Source organism: Neobacillus drentensis (assembly GCF_036962125.1).
Taxonomy (GTDB): Bacteria; Bacillota; Bacilli; order Bacillales; family Cytobacillaceae; genus Neobacillus; species Neobacillus drentensis_B.
The window spans coordinates 78,804-103,713 of record NZ_JBALOA010000006.1; the positions used below are offsets into that span (position 1 = coordinate 78,804).

Consider the following 24,910-nt stretch of genomic DNA (forward strand, 5'->3'; position numbering starts at 1 on the left):
ATATAAACCATATTTTACTATAATACTAGTCAAAATTATATAAAGTTCGACACAATCAAAAAATAATCCATTAGCGAAAATAGGAGATATTTATCAGAATATAGTAAATTAATGTAAGTTTCTATGGTAAAATTACGATATTAGTCTATTAAAATCCAAAGGGTGGGTTGGGATGTATAAACGGGTAAAATGGAACAAGTTTCTTATAGTTCTAGTGCTGATAACCTTTATTTCTGGTAATTCATTACCGGTTATGGCACAGACAGTAGGAAAGGTTTCAACTTCAAAGGTAAATCTTCCAAAAGTGAAAAATGGGGTTGTGCAGTTAGAAGCAGAGGGTCAAGCTGATGCACCTCCAGCAGTGGAGAATCCAGGCAAAATTAACACGATTGAAAAAAGTAGCTCCAAACAAGTTTCTTACGGTCCTTATAATGAAGATGATTCGAAAAAAGGCCATGCCTACGAGCCTTTTAAAGAGAAAACTGAAAAGAAGGACGTATCAAAGGAGCTTGGTTATCGTAAAGATCGAGTATTGGTTAAGTATAAAAGTACGGTAACAAAAGCAAAGAGTGGTACATATTCTGTCAAAGGAAAATCTTTGTCGTTAAGCAAACAAGGGATTAAGGAACTAGAACCTTTAGTGCCTGAAAAAAAGGCTAGTAGTTCGAATGCAAAAGTAAAAAGGATAGAAGCAAAACTAGCTAATTGGAATAAAGCCTTTATTGCAAAAGGGAAAGATATTGAAAAAGTTGTTAAAGATTTAAAAAATGATACAAACGTAGAATCCGTAGAGTATGACTACATACGAGCGATTGATGAAACTACATCTACCGTTCCATTAAATGATGAGAATATCAATGAGCAATGGCATTTAGAAAGCTCTGGCGTGAATAAGGCATGGGAATATCTGAAGTCACAGGGAATTAATCCAGGCGGCAGCAGGGATGTTGTTGTTGCCGTGATTGATACGGGTGTTGACTACAATCATCCTGATTTAAAAGGAAATATGTGGGTCAATACGGGGGAGATTCCTGGAAATAGGGTTGACGATGATCAAAATGGGTTTGTTGATGATATATACGGTGCATCAACGGTTGGAAACCCATATGCAGGGGATTCTGGTGATCCAGCAGATGATAATGGGCATGGTACCCATGTTGCTGGTATTATTGCCGCGCAAGGAAATAATAGCATTGGCGGCGTTGGTGTTGCCTATAATACAAGGATTATGGCGATTAAGGCTGCACAGTCAAGTGGTGTGCTTTCATCCTCAGATATAGCAGAAGCCATTAAGTATGCCGTTGATAAAGGTGCTGATGTTATTAACATGAGCTTTGGTGGGTATGGACGGTCAACTGTTGAGGAAGATGCTCTGCAGATTGCCTTTGGTACGTCGGTATTAGTTGCTGCAGCGGGTAATGATGGAAAGCCAAATCTCCCACATCCACTAGGAGCCGATATGTATCCAGCTGCATACAACTGGGTACTCGGAGTTATGGCTGAAAAACCATCACCAAGTGCTAACGGTGATTATTTAGCAGATTTCTCTAACTGGGATTTTAAGCAGCAAGATTCACATGAATATGAGGTAATGGCTCCTGGGGTAGATATATATAGTACGTTACCGAATGGTCAGTATGCGAAATGGTCGGGTACTTCAATGGCGACTCCAGTTGTAGCAGGGATTGCCGCGTTGGCACGTTCTAAGTTTGCCGATAAAGATACCTATTCTTCCAGATTTATTATGGGACAAATTGCTGAAACAGGAAAACTTAAGCAAGGTATTACATATGACCCTAAAGAGGATCCACTATTCTATAAAAGTGTTGACGCTTTAGGTGCATTAACAAAAACACCAAAACCAAAACTTAGCTATCTAGAACACTATATTTTTGATAAAAATACAATCGCTCCAGAAAACGATGATGATGGTGTTGTGGATGCTGGAGAAACGGTAGATCTCGCAATGGTCATCCGCAATCACTGGGGTAAAGCCGATAACGTCAAAGTGACTATAGATACAAAATCACATGCGGGGATTGCTGATCCATATGTAACGATATTAACTGATACCGTTGATTATGGTGCAGTAGGTACGTTTGCCATCGATGATAACGGATTAATCTATGAAAATGATATGGTTACAGGAGTTAATCTACCATTCAAGCTAAAAATAGCTCCAAATACACCAAACGACCACGTTGTGCCTATTAACATTACCCTTACAGGCAATAATGGGTATGATTCACAGGATACCACAACCTATACATTTAATAGCGGATTCAGTTTCGCTGTTCGGAACGGGGTTGAATTGCCTGGTGTTATTGATAAGGATATGACATTGACAAAGGATAAGTATTGGATTGTTCCTAATGCAACACTGATCAAAGAAGGGGCAACGGTTAATGTAGAGCCTGGAACACAAATCCAGTTTTGGAGTTCTGAGCCCGAAGATCCTTATGCTGAAAAAACAATGGCCTATATTCAGGTAAAAGGTAAGTTCTTGGTGAACGGAACTGCGGAAGAGCCTGTGGAGATGTTTCCTAGTAGTATGTATTCGGGGTATGAGGTCAAAGTTTATTCTACTAATTATTTAGAGCAATATGGATCGTCTGACTCGTATCGAGGCTATTCAGAGATTAAATATGCAAAAATAATGAATCCGAATTTAGCTGTTCAAAAGGTGGACCATTCATATTTTTCTCAAGATCTATTTAATAAAATATATAAAAGATATCTATATGACGGTGAGGTAAGAACTGAAGACTATTATGGATCAACTATTAATGCAGATATTATAAGTAACTCACGATTTGTAGGTATGGGCTCAAATCCTTATAACTCTTCACCACCGAGTACATCTAGTATGTTTAAAATTAACGGGATAAGTAAAGGTAATCTATTCGATTCCAGCCTATATTATATGGATGAAGAGCGCGCAGAAAACAATGTTTATTTGAAAAATTACAAGCTACCGGAGACACAATATGGTGATCGAACCTACTGGCTATCTAAGGGAAAAGGTTTTGGCACAAGCATTAACTCAAATTACGTCCTTCAAAGTATTTTTCCTGTAAAATATAATGAAAACGGAAGTACTTATATTGCAGTTAATCCAAATATTTCATTTAATAATCTCGACGAAATTAATATGGTGGAAAACTATGCAAGGGAATTAGGTGGTCATATTGTCACCATCGATGATGCAGAGGAAAATAATATAGTTCAAAATTACGTGAGTACTTACCTTACGTATTCTAATGTGCAAAATAAGTATCCTAATTTAGATTCTTATTATTTTGATAGTGATCCATTAATTGGATTGAATGATTTTGAGAAAGAAAATGATTTTAAATGGGCAAATGGTGCCTCAATAAGCTACTCAAATTGGGAAGTTAATGAGCCGAATAATCAAATAGGATCTTACAAGCCTGCGAATTTTGTGAAATTAAATCGGTGGTCTGGTAAATGGTACGATTTTTCAAGAAGTTCTGATTATCGGGGATATTATATTATAGAAATTCCAGGTGTTTCAAATGTAACAGGAATTAGACTTGATAAATCTTCTATGACCCTGGGTGCAGGTGGAGGAACGGAACATCTTCAAACTACGATAACACCTGCTAAAGCTACAAATAAAACAGTTACCTGGTCTTCTAGTGATTCAAGAATCGCAAGTGTGGATCAAAATGGTAATATAACTCCTTTAAGCAAGGGTAGAGTAACCATTTCAGTTAAAACTGAAGATGGTGGCTATATTGCTACTTGTGAGGTCAATGTTATTGACATAGTTCCAGCTACTGGAGTTAGTTTGAGTGACACAAAACTAGAACTTTCTAAGGGGCAGCAACAAACAGTATCTGCAACAGTGTTGCCGGAAAACTCCACAAATAAAAAAGTTAGTTGGAGTTCAGGAAATGAATCAGTTGCGACTGTGAATCAGAACGGAACTATTACTGCTGTGGATAATGGGACTACCATCATTACAGTAACTACAGATGACGGTGGTTATCAGGCAAATGTCATTGTATCTGTTATTGTCCCTGTTGAGGGGATATCTATAGATCAACAGTTTTTAAGAATGGTAGTTGGAGATGGACCTACGGCATTAAAGGCTACAGTGCAGCCAGAAACAGCAACAAATAAAAAAGTAATATGGTCATCAAGTAATACAGCGGTTGTTACTGTTGATGAGAATGGTTTAGTTTCACCTATTGGAACAGGAACCGCTATGGTTACAGCAAAGACTGAGAACGGTGAATATCAAGCTCAAACGGTTGTTACAGTTTGGGAAACTAACGTAACATTTCAGTCAGCACAAATTAAAGCAAGTCGATATCATACATTAGGTTTGAATAGGGATGGAACTGTTTGGGCATGGGGACTTAACGACTATGGACAACTTGGAGATGGCACAAGAAATAACCGTTTAACACCTGTACAAGTCATTGGATTATCATCTGTAAAGGATATAGCAGTAGCGGATAATTCCTCCTTGGTATTAAAAGATGATGGGACCGTATGGGGCTGGGGATATTATTTTAATAGTATAACGCCAATTAAAATTAATATTAGTAATGTAAAAGAAATTGTAGCAGGTCAAAACCATTTTGTCGCCTTAAAGGCAGATGGAACAGTTTGGACTTGGGGCTATAATAGCAATGGGGAATTAGGGGATGGAACAAATACTTACCGAAGTATTCCAGCTCAAATCCCAAACTTATCTGATGTCATTTCAGTATCTGCCGGGGATAATCATTCTTTGGCTTTGAAAAAGGATGGAACAGTTTGGGCATGGGGTTATAATTATTACGGTCAGATAGGAGATAAAACATATACTACCCGTTTATCACCAGTTAAAGTTCAAAATTTAAGTGGAATTACAGCAATTGATGCAGGAGCTAAACACAATTTAGCTTTAAAGAATGATGGAAGTGTTTGGGCATGGGGCTATGATAATCACGGACAATCTGGACTCAATAATTATTATTACCAAAATTCTAATCCACAGCAAATCCAGAGTTTGTCAAATATTATAAAAGTAAAAGCCGGTGATAACCACTCCATTGTGTTAAAGAATGATGGTACGGTTTGGACATTTGGTAATAACGCATATGGCGAATTAGGGGATAGTTCTATTAATTACCAATATACACCATACCAGGTAAAAGACATGATTGCTTCTAATATTGAGGCTGGTCCATTTAACTCATTTATAGTTAAAGAAGATGGGACAACTTGGTCATGGGGGTACAATTCTTTTGGACAGTTGGGTAATTTGTCGACAACGAATTCAAATAAACCCGGTCAAGTTTTATTTGGTATCTTACCAGACACAACACCGCCTACACTTGTATCTACTTCTCCAGTCAATGGAGAAATTGGTGTGGGGATAGATACTGAAATTACCTATACCTTCACAGAAGGTATTAAACCAGGGGGGAATTATCCGCTTATTACTTTAAGAGATCAGAATTACAATACTCTTTCGATTAAAGAGATGAGAATTGATGGAAATATTTTAAAGATTGTTCCTATGAACCAGCTTGAAACGAACAGTAACTATTCAGTTTATTTACCTAGTAATTCGTTAACTGACATGTTTAATAATCCGACAAATCAAGATTTTAATTTAAATTTTAGTACAGCAGCCAACTATACATTATCAACATTTAAAGAGAGAGCAGTTAAACAACCAAGTTATTTCGAGTTGACGGCACTACTTAATAAAATGGATTTTAACTCTACGATTTCTACTGATTCTAAATTGGCAGATGGTTCAACCAATACTGAATTAACTAAATCGGTAGCAACAGCAGAAACTACGACTTCTAATATAAGGACTAGTGATCAATTAGTTGTAAAAGAAACCTCTTTAACTAATGAGGAAATAACGCAGCAGTATATAGACGATAAGAAACAGGCCTTCATTAATAAGGGTGATATGTCCAATGTTAAAAATAATGCGATTTTAAACAGATGGTGGGATCCAAATGTTGATCATTGGATGCGGTTTACTAGTGAAGTAGGCGAAAATAAAAGGTTTTTAACCGAGAACTTCTGGGGAACAACCAATACTGATTTAATAGAAAAGGCTTTAATTCACTTTAATGATTTTCAAAACATGGAGGAAATCATCTATAAGCCAATCCTAACCAATGCACCAGAAACCGCCTACCCATTCGTAACCGATGTCTACGTTTCTACCGAATCACAGGAACGTGCCACCAAGGTAGGTGCGGAAAATATCCAAGTCCATGTTTTATTCAACCGTGATATGGATCAAACGAAACAGCCGCAAGTGTCGTTCGGACCTGATATGCCGACGACTGACTATACTGTTAATGGTGTCGATGGTGGATGGACGTCTCCACGCCATTGGGTTGGAAGTATGAAAATATCACCATTGACTGGTGATGGCTATCAATTCTTCCGTGTCGCAGGAGCCGTTGCTGCCGATGATCCTTGGTTAGTAACGGGTAATGATACAGAGCGCTTCCGCTTTGAAATCGTTACTTCTGGTACGGAGGCCATGAACCTTCAAGCGACTGGTGGAGAAGGAAAAGTCAACTTAAGCTGGACACAAGACGATTTTGATACATTGGCAGGGTACAATGTTTATCGAAGTGAAAATCGACTTCCGCTTGAAGGTTATACCAAGATCAATAAATCACTGATTCCATCTGATCAAAAGTCCTATGAAGATACAAATGTGACCCCAGGAAAAATGTATTACTACCAATTTAAAGTAGTCAAAACTGACCTAGCTGAATCAAATGCTTCCAATGTTGCATCGGCTGCACCGATTGATACGATTGCACCAGTGATCACTCATACGCCGATTCAACAGGCAAAGGTAGGTCAACCGGTTCAAATTTTTGCAGATGTAACGGATAATGTTAAAGTTTCAAAAGTAACCTTGTTCTACAAAGCTGCCAAGGATACCACGTATAAACAAAAAGAAATGGTGACTACTACGAATAATCGTTATAGTACGACCATCGATGGTACAAGTGTCGTCTCGCCTTGGATTGATTACTATATCGAGGCTACGGACGGAGCAACGAAAGCACAATCCGGTAATCAAAATCAGCCTTATCGAGTCATGGTGTCGGATAAAGCTACGATTACTTCTGTTTCACCAGCCGAAGGACTTGAGACTGGCGGCACAAAAGTTGTTATTACTGGTTCTAATTTTAAACAAGGGGCAAGTGTATTATTTGGCCAAGCCGTTGCATCGAATGTAGTGGTTGAAAGTGAAAATAAAATCACCGCCGAAACTCCAGCCCATTATCCGGCAAAAGTAGACGTAACCGTAAATAACCCTGATGGTACGACAGGTGCCATCCTGGGCGGATACACCTATATTAGTGAAGGCAAAGAAGTCAGCATCGCTAATGTAACGGGTAATAGAGGAGATATCATTGACGTTCCCGTGTATATTTCCAACGTGTCAGGCTTGCGTTCGGCAGACTTTAAAGTGAAGTTTGATGCCAAATTATTGAAGGTTGAAGGAGTTACCTTAGGAAACTTAACGAAAAATTTCTCTCTTGCATCTAATAAAAATACGAGTGGAGAAGTTCAGTTATCAATGGCATCTTCGACAGCTGTGAATGGATCCGGTTCGATTGCTGTGGTTTCTTTTAAAGTATTGGATAGTGAATTAACCTCTTCAGCGTTAACGTTAGATCAATTATCGTTTAACTCTGGCAGCATTAAAACCAGCCAAATTAATGGCACCTTCAATCTAGCAGATACGTATTCGCTAACAGGTAATGTCCGTTATTACAGTAACTATCGACCTGTTAATAATGTGTTGTTAGAGCTAATTGGAACCAATCAGCAATATCAAGGAAACTCGGATGTATCGGGATACTTTGCACTTAGTGGGATTAGAAGCGGTGGTTATACGTTGAAACCTAGCAAGTCAGATGATATCAATGGAATTTCTTCCTATGATGCATCGATGATCCTCCAGTATGCTGTTGGCTTAATCCAGTTGGATGATTATCAAAAAATCGCTGCCGACGTTGATGGAAATGGTATGATCAATGCCTTGGACGCTGCGTATGTTCTTGAAAAATCAGTCGATTTAATTGATCTTCCTTTCCCTGGAGCAGGTAAGGTTTGGACCTTTACAGGAGGAGATAGAAAATATGATAATCTTTCAAGCGATGTATCCTACCAAGACTTTACAGCCATTTTATTAGGAGATGTCAATGGGGACTGGGGTGAGGCCTCGACCAATCTGTCATCTTTATACAAGGTCGGACAAACAATTGTCCAAGGTGACGGTAAGTTGACGGCACCAGTTGAATTTAATGTGGGAGAAGCGGACATATACAGTGCCAAAGTCAGCATTACCTACGATCCAAAAGAAGTTAAGCTTTCTAATGTTGTAAAATCTGAAACAACTAAAGATTACAGCTTAGTTTACAATATGAAGGAAGATGGCGTCGTAGAGATAGCCATAGCAGGAACAACTTCTATTCAGGGAAGTGGAAAATTGGTTGACCTTGAGTTTGAGCCAATCGACACTACTATTAATACGACAGATCTTCAGTTAACCAATGGAAATATTAACGATGAAAGCATTGTCGTTAAGTCCTTGAGAGCAAACAAGGCATCCAATCAGAGTGTTGGGACAAAGGTAAAATGGACTTCAGATGCCCTTGGAGATGGACTCACTTATTCATGGGTGTTATACCAAGGTTCAATTGGAGTCGGAAAACAAAAATACTCGAAGAATAACGTCTTTGAAACAACCCTTTCGAAGGGTGGAACCTACAAAGTTCTCCTCATGGTTAAAGACAAGAATGGGAAGGTCGTTTCGAAGTTTTCAGATGACTTCATTATTAATGAATAAATTGTGCTAGTTAAGGAAGGAACTGTCAGTAATATATGACAGTTCCTTTGCTAAGTAGTTCCTTATTCAATTATTTACAAAAATTTTCAATTGACGATTGGTTAAGGATTCTATAAGATATGAAGGAGATAATACCCGTACTTGCGGGAGAGGTTCATAGCTGATACCCTCTATAAAAAACTATGGATTCATGACTTTAAGCCATGTCCATATCGGACGTGGCTTTTTTGATGGATGCCTTTAGTAGAGTTACAGCGGAATTCTTTCTTGGAAAGTGTGGCACAGATTGCAGGGAGGTTTTTTTATGTCTGGCAGAAGCCATGAGGAAGGTTTAAAGGATTTAACACTATTAGGGAATCAAGGAACCTCATATTCCTTTGAATATGCGCCGGAAGTATTAGAGGCGGTTGATAATCTTCATCCGGATCGTGATTACTTTGTAAAATTTAATTGCCCGGAGTTCACAAGTTTATGTCCGCTGACACGTCAGCCGGATTTTGCGACGATGTATATTTCGTATGTTCCGGATAAAAAGATTGTTGAGAGTAAGTCACTGAAGTTATATTTGTTTAGCTTCAGAAACCATGGGGATTTCCATGAGGATTGTGTCAATATCATCATGAATGATTTAATTAAGCTTCTTGACCCAAGGTATATTGAGGTTTGGGGCAAGTTCACCCCAAGGGGCGGAATTTCAATTGATCCATGGTGCAACTATGGGAAGCCAGGGACAAAGTACGAGGAAATGGCTCAGTTCCGTTTAATGAACCATGACCTTTATCCAGAAAAAGTTGATAACCGTTAATAAAATTTGGCCGGGATTTAGAATTCCTTTCGCGGTTAAACCGAATACGATGATGAGAAAAAGCCACAGGCGGGATGCCGTGGCTTTTCTGTTTGGACTACCATACGAAGTCGTCATGCTCTTCTTCATGTATGTCTTCATCATTTAGCCGGTGTTCAAGCCACTCGTCGTGAGTAATGCCGGTGAACATCATTTCATTTTGAACTTCTTCACTATTCCATTCGTCCTCTAGCATATCCCCACGAAGGTTCGGGTCTATTGTCATCATTTTTTCACCTCCTCTACTATCATTGCCAATTTCTTCGTGGCTATAATAAGAGGAGAATAAAAAATAGGTTACTCAATGGTAGAATAAAGTGGCCGCTTGATACGATTCCTTCCAGATTTAAAGGAGAGAACGTACACTTTAAAAAGAAAGCTTGGTGTTTTCAGTGGATATTGGTGGTTTTGATATAAGAAGGAAATTGTTCTCTAACGATTTTGGCCTAAGTGTTTTTGAAGTGGTGGAAACTGAAACGGCTCGGACGTTTATCCTCCGGTTAGTTGATTTTTCGAACAAGGCCACGGATTTTAAGAAGGCGCAATGGAATCAGCTGCAAGAGGGGTACCGGACGGGGATTTCCGACTATAGCCATTTGCCGCGGATTGAGCAGGTTGCACAGGTAGATGAAGGACACTTATATTCTCTTTTAGAATGTGAAGAAGGGGTGACCTTAGTTGAAAAGGGACAGCTCGATTCTGATCAAATCAACCAGCTCGTTGCTGCTGTCCGTCATCTACATGATAAAAGAATCGTTCATGGAGCCCTTTCACCTGAAAACATCTGGATTTCAACTCAGGGAAGAGTAATTTTATATGGAGCTGGGGAGGCAAAAGTCCTCGAAGGTAAGGGGCGACTTGGAAATGTTTCTGATGTCCGGCAATTGATTTCAATTATTCAGCGTTATTCTACTGTGAGTGAGCGTGTTATAGAAAACCTGAACCTTGAAGAACCGATGACGATTGAGGAATTAGAGCAGATTCTGACTCGTCCGGAAAGAAAAATGGGAATTAGTGACGATAATAAATTGGCCGCATTTTTTGAAAGAAAAAGCCTTAATCAAAAAGCGGAAGCTGCCGAACGTGAGCGTAAAAAGGCTAAAAAAGGCAAGCGGCGAGGAACAAGCATGTTGATACTTGGTGGAGCCGTTTTGGTCGTGATGATGATCTTAGCTTTCTATTTCCTTTTTTAAAAAACTAAACAAACAAATGCGGTTCACATGAGATGAACCGCATTTTTAAATATTTTTACTCTAATTCGTAATCAACCACGCTGCGGTCGACGATTCTTGCTCCTTTAGAAGACACAAATTTACCGGTGCTCGTTGTGAAAATTTCAGCTGCAATAATCTGGTCCATCGATAGTTTAACGACTTCCTCCTCAATAGGTTCCTTCGGATTATCGATGGATATACGTGCAGTTTTTCCGAGCTCTGTGCCAAATTGTAATTCTAATGTTTTCGCCATATGTTTTCACCTCCTTCCCTAACTCCCGTTCAACCCTGATTAAGCGATAATTTCGGTACTGTCATTACGTTCCACTTTGTATAACGTATCATTACATAAAACGGTAATTGCTAGGGCTGCTTGAAAAAATTGATCTGTAGTCCCTTCCTTTCTGACATTGCTAAACGTTTTCGAGCGGAGGATTGGTTTGCCGTCCTCATCCATGCCTGCTTCAAAAACCAAGCGGAGTTTCGTCCCTTCTAAAAGTGATTTTGCCATAGTCCCTCACCTCCTTTCACCTTCTATATAGGAAAAAGTCGGTCAAAAAGACAGGGCAGGGAAAAATAAATTTTTAAAAATGTGGTACCTGACACCACCAAAAGACACCAAAAGAAATGAGTCGAATGGAGTCCTCTTATAAACAAAAAAAGGCAGCGATTTTTAACTGCCTTTCTAGGTCGGGCTATTTAACGTAGATTGTCTTAGAGTTATAGTTTCCAACAATGTCCTTCACTACAACTACTAATTTAGCGTATTTCTTTTGCTTGTTCATTTTTAAGGAATAGCTTCCTTGGCTATTTGTTTTTCCAGAAGCAACCACTTTTGATCCATACTTCACCTGAACAGTCAAATATGCACCAGCAGTCCCGGATATTTTGGTGCTTTTTGAGGTCACAGTATTTACCCTTGGTACCAATATATGCGTTTGGACTTTCGTTGTGGAGTAGGCGGTATCTCCGAAACTATCTTTAATAATGACAACTAAACCTGTCAACATCTTTTGCTTCGGAATTTTAACAGAGTAATTGCCGCTGCTATTTGTTTTACCTGTCCCAATGACGGTATATCCTCGTTTTACGGTCACGGACATGTTAGGACCTGCCGTTCCCGAAATGGTGGTATGATTACTTTTTACCGTGTTGATCTTTGGAGAATACGCACCTAATAAGACAGAAGTCCATGCAGAGGAAGTATTTCCTGCGTCGTCTTGGGCAGCTACCGTTAATTTCGCGTTATACTTTTGTTTCGGTATTTTAATTGAATAGGCACCATATGCGTTGGTTTTTCCAGTACCAAGTACAGAAGGCCCGAGTTTGACAACAACGGTTACATTCGGGTCGGCTGTCCCTGAGATGACGGTTTTATTGGAAGACAACGGATTAATTGTTGGTTTCTTTTTTAGCCCATAGGAAATCTTTAAGTTGTAGCGGTTGATCGTAGAGTATTTTTTATCATACTCGTAAGTAACCACTTTTGCATAATAGGTAGCCTTTTCATTACTTTGGAAAGTAATCATTTCATCATAGGTGTCACCACTGGTTGAACTATCGAATAGATTTCCAAGACTGTCATAAACATATAGATTATAGTTAAATGGCAGTTTAGTGAGACTTACATTTACATGGTTTCCTGCTGGAACAGTAAATTTATAGTAATCTTGATCATTACTAGCATCTAAAAGCTGTGAGTAAGTCCTCATGGTTTCCACTGGAAAGGCGGACTCAAATGTATCATTTGGCTCTAATTCCTTATCAAAAAGAACTGTATTTGTAGGATACGTGACCTTCATTTTATAAGTAAAGGTTGAGGAGGATTCACCACTTTCAGGATAAACTTTTAAATAGTAGGTACTGGCTTCGGGTGCAAAAAACTCAATTACCTCATCCGTTTTACCGTAATTTGAGGAATCATACGTTACTTCGTTACCATTTCTGTCTAGTAATTTTAAATTATAATTAAATGGGAGCTGCTCTAAGCGGGCATAAATTGTCCCTTCTTTTTCAGTGGTGAAAGTATAATAATCCACATCGGTAGGGGAACTTATTTTATCAAAATATGCAGTCCCTGATAGGATGGGATAGGATTGCTCTTTTATATCATTCGGTTCAAATTCAGAGCCTCTTGGATCACTAGAAGGATAAGAAATTTTCACCTTATAATTGGATGAAGGTGAGTAATTTGAACTATATGGAATTACGGCAATATAATGGACTTCATTAGTCGTTGTGTAATAGTCAATGACTTCTGAAGCAGTTCCGTCACGATCGGAACTTGCCAGGTAGTTTCCCTGGGCATCGTATAAATATAAATCATAATTAAATGGCAAATTTTCTAGGGTGGCTCTAATTTGGCCTTCGCCGTTTGGTTGGATTTCATAGTAATCTACATCTAAAATGGAATCAATTGTCCCATAGTATTCTTTTCCCGAAACGACTGGAAAAGCATTTTCTTTCGTATCATTTGGTTCATAAACTGTGTTAAAATTAGGAGCATTTGATGGATAGCTTGCTTTAATTTTATATTTACCTGAAGGAGTAAATTCCTTTGAATCATATTCATACCGTTCTACTAAAATATAATAAACTCCTGGTTCATTGGCAGTGTAATTTATTGATTCAGGATAAGTAGAACTGTTTGTTGAATCTGCAATATAGTTTCCATTAGCATCGTATAAATATAATTGATAATTCTTTGGCAATTCTTCCAAAGTAATGCGGATATCTCCTGCCCTTTGTGTGTTGATTCCATACCAATCTTCATCTGTTGAGGTGCTGATGGCCCCGTACTTGGCCTCACCGTTGACCAATTCATTGGCAGAATTTCTTGTGTCATTTGGTTCAGTTTCCTCATTTGCAGCTGCTGCATGCGCCGGTGTTACAGAAGCAGCTGGTAGAATAAAACCAATCAAAAAAAGTAAACTGAGCCATATTTTGAAATTTTTACTAATTTTTACCATAACTGTTAGATAACCTCTTTCCCTCGTAATATATCCTAAGTTTAATTCTACCAAAATTATACATCAAAAATAAATTTATCCAAATATTATTATAGGAAAATAGATAGTGAGATTAGCTGTCCTTGGGTAAAAATTTCTAGTTAACCATCATCCAGTTTGACTGGATAAGTTCGCTGAGTGTATTTTTTTAGGTTAAATATGACGATTAACCACATAGATAAAGACCTCTTCTGTGTAGATAAAGAGGTCCTTCAAAAGGGTGCATGAGTTGGGTTCCCATTTATAGAATTTTGATCGAGCGTGCGAGGGCTGAAGTGTTGCTCTGTTCTCCAGGTCGTCATTAGACGGAATGGATCATTTGTTGATAAAGGCTTAGAATGGATTGCCCGTAGGTTGTGCCTGGAACAGCCCATTTACCGTTTAATGCGGTCCAAGTTGGAGCAGTCCCTCTATCGACGAGATGAAAGCGGGGATCCACTAATGGATATTGATTAGGTAGTGGTTTTGTTGTTGCATACGCGTACAAGTGCTGAAGTTGGGCGAGGACGCCTTCTTCCTGATTTTTAAAGCTTGCCCCGCGGTTATCTCCTCCAGTTGCCCCAATTCCTGCGTAGTTGTTCTGCCCAGGATTGACGACTCCGGTAAAACGAAAATAGTCTGTTTCATGAATAGCTTGAGCAAAGGCTACATCCCCGCGTATCCCGTAATATTTTCCAAGGTCTTGATAAAATTTACCTAATTCAGGAGCCTTAGGATTCACCTTTTTTACAAATTGGTCCATCTGTTCAGGGGATAGGAAGGTTGGTCCTAAAATCGTGAATTGACCGGGGTCGACAATGACGGGGATTTCTTTGGTCGTGTTGTTTGGAGTCGTAGTTGGATTCGTGCTTGTGCCTGGTGTTGCTGGTTTACTAGTGCTTGTGGCCGGTTTTGTGGTTGCTGGTTTACTGGTGCTTTTGGTCGGTTTTGTGGTTGGTGTTGTATTGGTGCTTGCCGTAGGTTTTTTTGTTTCTGTTTTCGTTGTGGTTTCTTTTTCCGTAATAATAAAGGCATCATCGTAGCCTGCTTTTTCGATTGCTTTTAGGCGCTTTACAGCATTGGCGTTGGTTGAATAAGAGGCTACTTTCACTCGGTACCAGGTAGCTCCAGAGATTTTTGTGGTAACAATCGATGATTTAATACTCTTTTTCTTCAATTCTGCGACCCTATCTTGGGCATTTTCTTTTGATTTATAAGAACCGACATAAACTGTATAGACTGTCTTTGTGCTAGTTTGGGTGGTCTTTGGTGTGGTTGTTGCAGGTGTCTCCTTCACAGCTTTGCGTTTCAGGCCAAAGGCTTTAGCAATCCCGGTCACATGGCCTTGGGCTACTTTTTGCTGCCAAGCCGAGTCTTTCATCAATGCGGCATCATGTTTATTACTGATAAAGCCATTTTCAGTAAGTATCGCAGGCATTTTCGTTTCTCTGAGTACGTGGAAGTTGGCCTTCATTTGGCCGCGATCATTCATCTGATTAAGCTTCATCACTTCAGCATGAATGAGATCCTGGTATTTTGCTGCTTTACTGGACTTGGCTGAGACATCGTAAATATAATCCTCATACCCCTGGGCAGAGGTGTTGTCGGCTGAGTTGATATGAATTGAGAGGAAAAAGTCGGCATCCCAATCATTTGCCCCACTGGAGCGCTGTGCTAAGCTTTTGGTGGTATCGCTTGTACGACTCATCTTTACTTGAACATTTTCATAATCATTAAGGATGATCTTTCGTATTTTAAGCGCAATAGCTAAAGTAATGTCCTTTTCATCCAGCCCATTTCCTTGTGCACCTGAATCATCTCCGCCATGCCCTGGGTCTAAATAAAGCTTCATTTTGACTCCTCCATTTCAGATAAAATACGTTCATATATATCCTATGGCAATGCCCATCCAGTGGACACAAACTGAATCGTTCAAAAGAAAAAACCTACAAAAGACCTCCCATCTCTCGCATAAAGGAGGTCTTTTGTAGGATATAAGCGCACGAGGGAGTGTCCACGAGCGGCGGATAAGTGTCCATGAACGGTACCTGTCACCCATCAATGTCACCCATCATGTTATTCTGCAACAAGGAAGGCGTCGTTGATTCCAGCTTTTTGTACGTCTGCGAGGCGGTCTTCTGCATTTTCTCGGTTTGAAAAGGCCCCTGCTTGTACTCGGTACCATGTTTCGCCAGCGACTTTTGTGGAATCAACAAATGATTCGATCCCTTTCTTTTGAAGCTGTTCTACTCGCTCGTCCGCATTTTCTTTGGATTTGAAAGAACCAGCAATTACTTTGAAAAGCGATCCGGAATCCGGTTTATCAGGCTTAGGTGGTTCATTTGGTTTGCGTTTCAAACCAAAGGCTTTGGCAAGTCCATTTACGTGACCCTGAGCAACCTTTTGAATCCAAGAGGACTGTTTCATTAGTGAGGCGTCATGATCATTTGAAATAAATCCATTTTCTGTTAATATAGCTGGCATATTAGTCTCTCGTAACACATGGAAGTTTGCTTTTTTCTGACCTCGATCTTGCAGCTGATTCACTTTTTTCACTTCTGCATGAATGATATCCTGATACTGAGCGGCCTTAGAAGAATTAGATAAGCCATTGTAAATATAGTCTTCATAGCCTTGTGCGGAGCTTGGACCGGAATTGATGTGAATGGCTAAGAAAAAATCGGCCCCCCAGGCATTGGCCTCACTAGATCGCTGAGCTAAGCTTCTAGTTTTATCGCTGTTCCTGCTCATTTTTACGTCAATGTTCTCATAATCATTTTGTAAAATGGAACGTATTTTGAGCGCGATCGCTAAGGTTATATCTTTTTCATCCAATCCATGACCTTGAGCACCTGGATCATCTCCACCGTGACCTGGATCTAAATATAGCTTCATTTCATCATCTCCATTTCCTAAAAATTGATTATATGTACATGTTATGTAGCGTTGGACAAATAGGTTCGGGTACTTGTCACAGTTTTTTGGAGGACATCCACAATTTGAGTTTCTATGTGACCGGACTTGTGTTTCAGTGGCTCCACGGGAACATAGAAAGCCTTTATGTGACCAAAACCGCAAATGGGACCATTCTGCGGTAACATAGAGAGCCTTTATGTGACCGAAAACTTAAATGGAGCAAGCTTTGGGTAACATAGAGAGCTCTTATGTGACCGGAGCGAAGGCAGAATTGAATTTTGGGTAACACAGTGGGCCAAGACCTAGGCCAGTGTTACCTCTAGACTGGATTGCCCATATAAAAATTAACCTACGTTCGTTCCTTCATGCGTTCGGGAAGATTCTGGATCGAGGTAACGACCATATCTAGCTTTGATTCAATCCGGTAAAGCAGATATAGAGTCACAACGATAGGGAAGCCCACCTCACTGATGATTGGAATGAGTTGATCCACTTTTTTCACCTCCTGTCATTAGATATATAGGTAAAAGTTGGCGAAAAGGACAGGGGCAGAGAAAATAAAATGAATTAATGATATACTTGGAGAACGCTTTGGTTTCGGGAAGGAGATAATCATCTTATGAAGTATTTGAAATCACAAATGCAGCAGCTTATTAAGGATAATAAAGAATTGCATACAAGGTTGAAAGAGTTGAAGGTAGAACACGGCCTCGAGAAAAACACAGCCCTTAAGGCATTGTACCATTCAGAAGTAGCAGACGGAGGAAAGTATCAGTTAGCTTACCAAGCTCTTGACCAGCCTAAAAAATAAATAAAATCACCAAAAAAGCCAGTCTAGCGACTGGCTTTTTGTAATTAATGCTGTAAAAATGCGAGCTGGATAAAAAACAAGACGGCGAATACGTAAAGTAGTGGATGAATTTCACGCCATTTCCCTTTGACTAACTTTAAAATCGGATAGCTAATAAAACCTAAAGCAATCCCCGTTGAAATGCTCGATGTTAGCGGCATGCTCAAGACGGTCAAAAATGCAGGAAAGGCTTCATCCAGCTCATCCCAGCGGATTTTCGCAATACTTCCCATCATGAGACTGCCAACAATGATTAACGCCGGTGCAGTAATCGCAGAAATCCCGGATACAGCGCTAACGAGCGGTCCGAAGAAGGCGGACAAGATGAAGAGGATGCCAACCGTAAGGGAGGTTAAACCAGTCCGTCCTCCTACTGCAACCCCTGATGACGATTCAATATAGGCCGTTGTTGGGCTCGTCCCAAATATAGCCCCTACTGCAGTACCAATCGAATCGGCGAGTAAAGCCTGGCGAGCACGCGGCAGTTTGCCGCTTTTCATTAGACCTGCTTGATTTGCGACCCCAATCATTGTTCCAGTTGTATCAAAAATAGTTACTAAAATGAAAGAAAAGACAACGGCATAAAGGCTGTGCTCAATTACGTCCGTCAATGCTGTCAAAGGATTGGCAATGATAAGTCCCTCGGGCAGAGTTGGCAGCGACATAAAACCTTCCTTAAATTCTAGCTGGCCGGTAAAGAAGGCAATCATCCCTGTAATGACCATTCCAAAAAAGATCGCACCATTGACTCGGAGTGCCATTAGAATCAGTGTAATCACTAACCCTACTAATGCTAAAAGAGCGGATGGTGAATGAAGGTCGCCGAGACCAACAAGATTAGTCGGGTGGGCTGTAATAATTTTTGTAAGACGAAGACCGATAAAAGCAATAAACAAGCCGATTCCTGCAGTAATCCCATGTTTGAGATTCTCGGGGATGGCATCAATTAATTTTTCCCTAAGCGGGGTTAACGATAAGATGACAAAAATTACACCTGCGACAAAAACAGCGGCAAAGGCCGTTTGGTAGGTGATCCCCTGATGACCGCCTACAACAGAGTAAGCAAAAAAGGCATTGAGTCCCATTCCTGGGGCAATCGCAATTGGATAATTGGCAAACAGAGCCATCCACAATGTTGCGACAACAGAGGCAATGATGGTTGCGGTGAACACTTGCCCGAACGGAACTCCAGCGTCGGCGAGAATGACCGGATTCACGACCACAATATAGACCATTGTAAAAAAGGTTGTGATTCCCGCAAGCAGTTCTGTTTTTGTATTGGTATGATTTTCTTTTAGTTTAAACATCGTTGAACCTCCAAAATACGAACATTTTAATAAGACTAACCTATATTATTCGTTTTTAATTGAAATTTCAAGGGGAATATAATATTTTGTACATTTTTCGTAACAATTATACTGGTACCTGACACCAATGAAAAAATACCACCACCCTCTGCCGGGGCAAAAACTTCTCCGATTTAATACCATTAAAGATGTCTGTCACAAAAAGTGGATGGCAGTGGGTGTCAGGTACCTAAAAAACCGCAAAAAAGCCCAAATTCAAAAATTGGGCTTTTTCACATTATTGATTTAATTGTTTTTCTACACTTAGTTTTTCTCCGAATATGCCCTTTGATTCCATGAAATGCTGGATTCTTTTCAGGGCTTCTTGAAGCTGCGGCATTGAAGCAGCGTAGGAGCAGCGAATATAACCTTCGCCGCTTTCTCCGAACACATTGCCAGGGACAACGGCAACTTTTTCCGTCATCAAGAGTTCCTCGGCAAATGCTTCTGAGCTGAGGCCGCTTGCCTTAATCGATGGGAAGACATAAAAAGCTCCTCCGGGTGTATGACAGTCTAACCCGATTTTATTCAACGTTTGCACCACATAGTTTCGTCTCATCCGGTAGCTTCGTTTCATCGCTTCCACCTCATGAAAGGTATTCTTGAGAGCTTCAATCGCACCGTATTGAAGCATAGTTGGCGCGCACATCGTCGTGTATTGGAAAATTTTCAACATGACCTCAATAAATTCTTTCGGCGCAGCGAGCATTCCCAAGCGCCAACCGGTCATTGCAAAACCTTTAGAAAATCCATTGATTAAAATCGTTCGCTCATACATGCCTTCAAGCGAGGCGAAGCTGGTATAGGTTTCTTCGTAGGTTAACTCTGCATAGATTTCGTCAGAGACAACGATTAGGTCGTGCTTTTCAACGATCGCGGCAATCTCCATGAGCTCTTCTCGATTTAAGGTGCTACCTGTTGGATTGTTCGGTGAACAAAACAAAATCGCTTTTGTTTTTTCCGTAATCGCTCCTTCTAGTTGTTCAGGAGTTAATTTAAACCCATTGGCAGCAGAGGTGGAAATGGCGACAGGCGTCCCGCCGGCAATCGCAACCAATGGTGCGTAGGAAACAAACGCCGGTTCAACAATCAGCACTTCGTCACCTTGGTTTAAAATCGCCCGAAAGGCAAGATCAATTGCCTGGCTCGCTCCAACGGTCACGATGATTTGATTTTTGGGATCATAATTGACAGCAAAACGTGTTCCTAAATAATTAGCAATCTCCTGCCGTAATTCTAATAAGCCCGGATTGGCGGTATAGGCAGTATAGCCTTGTTCCATTGATAATATGGCAGCCTCGCGAATGTTCCAGGGGGTAATGAAGTCTGGTTCGCCAACCCCCAATGAAATCACATCCTTCATACTTGCAGCTAGATCGAAAAATTTCCTAATTCCAGACGGCTGCAGGTCGCGGGCAGTTTCAGATATATAGTGGGAATAATCCTTTTTCATGGTGTAATCACCATTCTCCGGTCTTTATCATCACCACTGCCAAAAACTACCCCATCATGTTTGTATTTCTTTAACATGAAGTGCGTCGTGGTGGAGATGACATTTTCAATCGTGGATAGTTTTTCCGAGACAAAGGTGGCGATTTGATTCATCGTTTGCCCTTCGATTGTGATTGACAAATCGTAGGCGCCACTCATGAGGTAAAGAGAGGTTACTTCTGGAAAACGATAAATTCTCTCGGCGACCTCATCGAATCCCACTCCACGCTTGGGGGTTACCTTGACGTCGATCATCGCGATGATGCTTTCCTGGCCCTCGACTTTGCTCCAATCAATTAGCGCGGGGTAGCTGACAATGATTTTTTCTTCTTCTAATTTATTAATGGTATTTCTGACTGTTTCTTCGCTGCTCATCACCATTAAGGCAATAGTTTCGACGGAGATTTTATGGTTTTCTTCAATCAGCTTTAATATTTCCAGTTCTTCATTACTTAATTTCATAAGGGTGCCTCCTGATTTGTTTTTCCTATTATTGATTGTAAAGGAGGATGGGTTCGAACTCAAATGAAAGTATAATGATTATTCTCTTTTTTTTGATAACTATCTATAAAGGTAATGACTTTCATAGGTTTTTTATCCTAGTGCTGCAGTTTCTTGACCTATTAACCTTTTAGACTGTTTAAAGAAAAATTGGCCGATTAGGGAGGAATAAATGATGTGATTTTACAAGTTTGACTAAACTTCGAGGTTCCTTTTTTAAAAATTAATAGAATATTATGGGTATTCAAGAAATATGTAGAATTGTGTGGTCAGACGTTATACAATAATGGTAGTAATTATTACCTAATGGAAAGTGAGGGAGAATCTGGAAGTTTTGCAGCTTAGAAGACCACTCAGAATATCATACTTGAAATTGGAGGGATTTTTTCTGTGACTAATTTAGTAAACAGGTCGAAAAAGTGGATTAGCCTGGCACTTACAGCTATATTGCTGTTAGCGATGGTACTACCATCCAGTGTAAGCGCTGCCGCAGAGACGGTATCGTTGGCGAAGTGGGATTTCAGCAGCGCAACGAATAAATTAATAGCAACATCAGGTATTGCTTCCAACCTTGATAAAACTTTGACTGCAACTGGTGCGGCAATCTCCACAACTTATGTGGGTGGACCTACAACTGGTGTGCAAGTTCCAAACGCTACTCCCTGGACTAGTAATCCTTCATTTTGGAAGGTAGGCATTTCCACTAAGGGCCACAAAAATATAACTCTATCATCTAAGCAATATAGTTCTAATACAGGACCAAGAGATTTTAAGGTTCAATATAGTTTGGATAACTCTAATTGGGTCGACGTTTCAGGTGCAACCGTATCAGTTGCAGCGAACTGGACTAATGGGGTATTAACAAATGTGGCATTGCCTAGTGATGCCAATGATAAAGATGTTGTCTATGTTAGATGGATTAAAACTTCTGAAATAGCTGCAAATGGTTCTGCTCTTGCCTCTACTGGAACTAGCCGTATGGGCGAAATCGAGTTCAAAGGTGAAGCGGTAGTAACCACTCCACAACCAGATCCAGGTGCTGTACCTGGTCAAGGGAAGATTACTTTAGGAAATGATGCGTTAGCGAACATCACTTTCAGTCTTCGTGAGACAACTACTGGTGTATGGCATGATTTCACCTCTGATGCGAATGGAGTATTCACTCACAATCTAGCAGATGGTACGTATAAAATTGAAGGTTTATGGGTTGCGCCGGATTGGTATCCAATTGGCAAAACCGTTACGATTAAAGATGGGTTAGTCGACGGCTTACATGAATTAGCATTCGATGGCTTAAATCCAGCTGAGGGTACTTGGAATGTATCCGGTACTGTAAAAAATGGCTCACAAGTGTTGGCGCAACTTCCATTTAGTGTACATAGTACAGATGGAAAGTGGTATGATGCCAAAACGGACAAAAATGGTAAATTCAACTTCAAATTAGCTGATGGCAGCTACCAGGTTGATGGGATTTGGGATGCGTCAGCCGCAAAATGGTATGAATTAAATAAAACGTTCTCCGTAAAAGATGGCAAACTTGAGGGTGCCGCAGAATTACAACTGGATATCTCAGGTGTCTTAAATGTAACAGGTACATTGACAAAAGGAACTAAAGCATTAAATGACACCGTTTTCAGTATTCACACAGCATCTGGTGATGTGAAATGGGTCGATGTAAAAACTGATAAAGATGGAAAATTTGCTTTCAAACTTGCTGATGGTTCTTACACCATTGACGGAGTTTGGGACAGTGTCGATCAAAAATGGTACGAACTTAAAAAGGACTTTACTGTTGCCGGTGCACTCGTATTGAACATTGATGTTCTTAAAGATGGAACGGGTGTCATTTCTCCAAACGTAACAGGTGTCGTGAAAAAAGGTACAGAAGTAGTACCAAATGTTGTGTTCAGTATTCATACCGCAACTGGAGAAGTGAAATGGTATGACGTTACCACCGATGCAAACGGAAAATACAGCACAACCTTACCTAATGGAAGCTATGTACTAGAAGGTATTTGGCTTGGTACAGAAAACAAATGGTATGAATTGAAAAAAGAATTGACCGTTGATGGCATTACAGAATTAAATATCGACGTGTTAGCTGGACAAGCTAACAAGAAGTTTACATTGAACTTAATGCACACAAATGATACACATGCAAACATTGATAATGTGGCGAAGAAAATGACGGCGATTAAGTCGGTTCGTGCGGCGAAGCCGGATGCCTTATTACTTGATGCAGGTGATGTGTTCTCTGGAACATTATATTTTAATGAGTATAAAGGTTTAGCAGATTTAGAGTTTATGGAATTAGCTGGATATGATGTAATGACTTTTGGTAACCATGAATTCGACTTGGGCACTGAAGCGTTAGCAAACTTTGTAAAAGAAGCAGACTTCCCGTTTGTTAGTGCAAACGTTAATTTTACAAATGATGCGAATTTGAAATCTCGTTTCCATAACGATGTAACAACAGCTGCTCCTGTAGGCGGAGAAATTTACAATGGAATCATTAAAGTTGTAAATGGCGAAAAAATCGGTATTTTTGGCTTGACAACAGCTGAAACTGCATCAATTTCTAGCCCTGGAGCAGGTGTAGCATTCGAAGATTATATTGCAGAAGCACAAAAATCTGTAGATGCTTTAAAAGCACAAGGCGTAAACAAAATTATCGCTTTAACACATATCGGTTTTGATGACTCACTTGTATGGGATAATGACCAGCAATTGGCTGCGGCTGTTGAAGGTATTGACGTCATCGTAGGCGGACATTCTCATACGAAGCTTGATGCTCCTGTGTTTGATACAACTGGTGATGAGCCAACAGCGATCGTTCAAGCAAATGAATACAACAAGTACCTTGGAACATTAGATGTAACATTTGATGCTTCAGGTAAAGTAGTCGTACCTGAAACAACAGGCAAACTGCTTGATATCGCTACTTTCGCAGATGATACAGCTGTAGCTAACATTTTGAACACAAAATACAAGCCAGCCATTGATGCTAAGAAAGCAACAGTAGTTGGAACTGCAGCTGCTCCATTAGTAGGTGGAAATCCTCCTGCACGTGTTGGAGAAACAAACCTTGGTAACTTCGTAGCAGATGGTATGCTTGCCAAAGCAAAAACAATCAATCCGAATACGATGATTGCTCTTCAAAATGGCGGCGGTGTTCGCGTTACTCTTCCTGCTGGAAACATTACATTAGCAGATGTATTTAAAGTATTACCGTTCGGAAATGCTTTAGGAATTATGGAATTAAAAGGTGCTGAAATTAAAGAAGCGCTTGAGTACAGTGTGAAAGATGCACCAACAACTGCCTTTGGCGGATTCTTACAAGTTTCAGGCTTGAAATTCACGTATGACAGCACGAAACCAGTTGGATCTAAGGTTCAAACCATTGAAGTGAAAGGTCAAGACGGAAGCTACACAGCGTTAGACTTGACTAAAAACTACTTTGTTGCGACGAACATCTTCACGGCAAAAGGTGGCGACGGATTCACTATGTTTGCCAAAGCTTATGCAGAAGGTCGTGTAAGTGAACCAGGATTTGTCGATTGGGAAATGTTCAGAGACTATATTGAGGCCCAGCCAAACAAAGTGGTTAACCCTCAAGTTGAAGGACGGATTATCAATGTAGCTCCACAAGTGGTAACTGCAGCTTCTTTTAGCGGTACGGCTGCTGCTCCAAAAACATACTTTGGTAACGTGGTTGTCGATGTAACAGGTGTAGCAAAACTTGAATACGCAACTGTAAAAGGCAACTTAACATTAAAAGGAAACACGGGTGTTGAGCTTTCAAACGTAACAGTAGAAGGCGAAACTATTTTTGAAGATTAATTAACAGGAAGGTTCCTCCAGCACTTAGCTGCTGGAGGAATCTACAACAAAAATT

The 24,910-nt window shown here is 40.1% G+C and carries 15 protein-coding genes and 1 riboswitch; of the genes, 5 read left to right on the top strand and 10 right to left on the bottom strand.

Features of this window, described 5'->3' with window-relative positions; all coding sequences use genetic code 11:
• Positions 1-172 precede the first annotated feature (172 nt).
• Positions 173-8,866, top strand: coding sequence for a S8 family serine peptidase (locus tag V7121_RS07395; protein WP_335546212.1), 8,694 nt, complete (start codon positions 173-175; stop codon positions 8,864-8,866).
• 143 nt (positions 8,867-9,009) lie between these two features.
• Positions 9,010-9,056, top strand: a riboswitch (PreQ1 riboswitch).
• A 114-nt stretch (positions 9,057-9,170) separates the two neighbouring features.
• Positions 9,171-9,671 (top strand): preQ(1) synthase, encoded by a 501-nt coding sequence (gene queF, locus V7121_RS07400; RefSeq protein ID WP_335546214.1) that lies wholly within the window; start codon positions 9,171-9,173, stop codon positions 9,669-9,671.
• Positions 9,672-9,768: 97 nt separating this feature from the next.
• On the opposite strand, the gene V7121_RS07405 is transcribed toward queF, so the two are convergent.
• On the bottom strand, positions 9,769-9,939 hold the full coding sequence (locus V7121_RS07405; RefSeq protein ID WP_335502711.1) for a hypothetical protein: 171 nt from the start codon (positions 9,937-9,939) through the stop codon (positions 9,769-9,771).
• A 163-nt stretch (positions 9,940-10,102) separates the two neighbouring features.
• Here V7121_RS07405 and V7121_RS07410 point away from each other — a divergent pair, with 163 nt between their 5' ends.
• A complete protein-coding gene (locus V7121_RS07410) occupies positions 10,103-10,903 on the top strand; it encodes a serine/threonine-protein kinase (protein WP_335546217.1) in 801 nt (266 codons plus the stop codon).
• Positions 10,904-10,958: 55 nt separating this feature from the next.
• Here V7121_RS07410 and V7121_RS07415 read toward each other — a convergent pair whose 3' ends face one another.
• The 6 genes from V7121_RS07415 to V7121_RS07440 all read right to left on the bottom strand — a co-directional run bounded on the left by V7121_RS07415 (position 10,959) and on the right by V7121_RS07440 (position 17,320).
• Positions 10,959-11,177 carry a DUF2922 domain-containing protein gene (locus tag V7121_RS07415; RefSeq protein WP_335546219.1) on the bottom strand — a complete coding sequence of 73 codons (219 nt, stop codon included), beginning with the start codon at positions 11,175-11,177 and terminating at the stop codon, positions 10,959-10,961.
• Between the two features lie 39 nt (positions 11,178-11,216).
• On the bottom strand, positions 11,217-11,435 hold the full coding sequence (locus V7121_RS07420) for a DUF1659 domain-containing protein (RefSeq protein WP_335546221.1): 219 nt from the start codon (positions 11,433-11,435) through the stop codon (positions 11,217-11,219).
• Positions 11,436-11,619: 184 nt separating this feature from the next.
• Positions 11,620-13,893, bottom strand: a complete 2,274-nt coding sequence (locus V7121_RS07425; protein WP_335546223.1) for an Ig-like domain-containing protein — start codon at positions 13,891-13,893, stop codon at positions 11,620-11,622.
• A 340-nt stretch (positions 13,894-14,233) separates the two neighbouring features.
• Positions 14,234-15,763: an N-acetylmuramoyl-L-alanine amidase gene (locus V7121_RS07430; RefSeq protein ID WP_335546225.1), complete on the bottom strand. Its 1,530-nt coding sequence runs from the start codon at positions 15,761-15,763 to the stop codon at positions 14,234-14,236.
• A 224-nt stretch (positions 15,764-15,987) separates the two neighbouring features.
• Positions 15,988-16,806 (bottom strand): N-acetylmuramoyl-L-alanine amidase, encoded by an 819-nt coding sequence (locus tag V7121_RS07435; RefSeq protein WP_335546227.1) that lies wholly within the window; start codon positions 16,804-16,806, stop codon positions 15,988-15,990.
• Between the two features lie 370 nt (positions 16,807-17,176).
• Positions 17,177-17,320, bottom strand: a complete 144-nt coding sequence (locus V7121_RS07440) for a YvrJ family protein (RefSeq protein ID WP_335502693.1) — start codon at positions 17,318-17,320, stop codon at positions 17,177-17,179.
• A 126-nt stretch (positions 17,321-17,446) separates the two neighbouring features.
• Between V7121_RS07440 and V7121_RS07445 the strand changes: the two genes are divergently transcribed.
• Positions 17,447-17,638, top strand: a complete 192-nt coding sequence (locus tag V7121_RS07445; RefSeq protein ID WP_026564084.1) for a hypothetical protein — start codon at positions 17,447-17,449, stop codon at positions 17,636-17,638.
• 44 nt (positions 17,639-17,682) lie between these two features.
• Here V7121_RS07445 and V7121_RS07450 read toward each other — a convergent pair whose 3' ends face one another.
• From V7121_RS07450 to V7121_RS07460, 3 genes are all read right to left on the bottom strand, one after another.
• Entirely contained in the window at positions 17,683-18,984 is a 1,302-nt protein-coding gene (locus V7121_RS07450) for an NCS2 family permease (RefSeq protein ID WP_335502690.1), read from the bottom strand.
• Between the two features lie 277 nt (positions 18,985-19,261).
• A complete protein-coding gene (locus V7121_RS07455; protein ID WP_335502687.1) occupies positions 19,262-20,476 on the bottom strand; it encodes an aminotransferase in 1,215 nt (404 codons plus the stop codon).
• Complete coding sequence (locus tag V7121_RS07460) at positions 20,473-20,976, bottom strand: Lrp/AsnC family transcriptional regulator (protein ID WP_335502682.1); 504 nt, start codon at positions 20,974-20,976, stop codon at positions 20,473-20,475. The genes V7121_RS07455 and V7121_RS07460 overlap by 4 nt, the downstream gene beginning before the upstream one ends.
• A gap of 429 nt (positions 20,977-21,405) precedes the next feature.
• Between V7121_RS07460 and V7121_RS07465 the strand changes: the two genes are divergently transcribed.
• Positions 21,406-24,855: a 5'-nucleotidase C-terminal domain-containing protein gene (locus V7121_RS07465; protein WP_335546229.1), complete on the top strand. Its 3,450-nt coding sequence runs from the start codon at positions 21,406-21,408 to the stop codon at positions 24,853-24,855.
• Positions 24,856-24,910 lie beyond the last annotated feature (55 nt).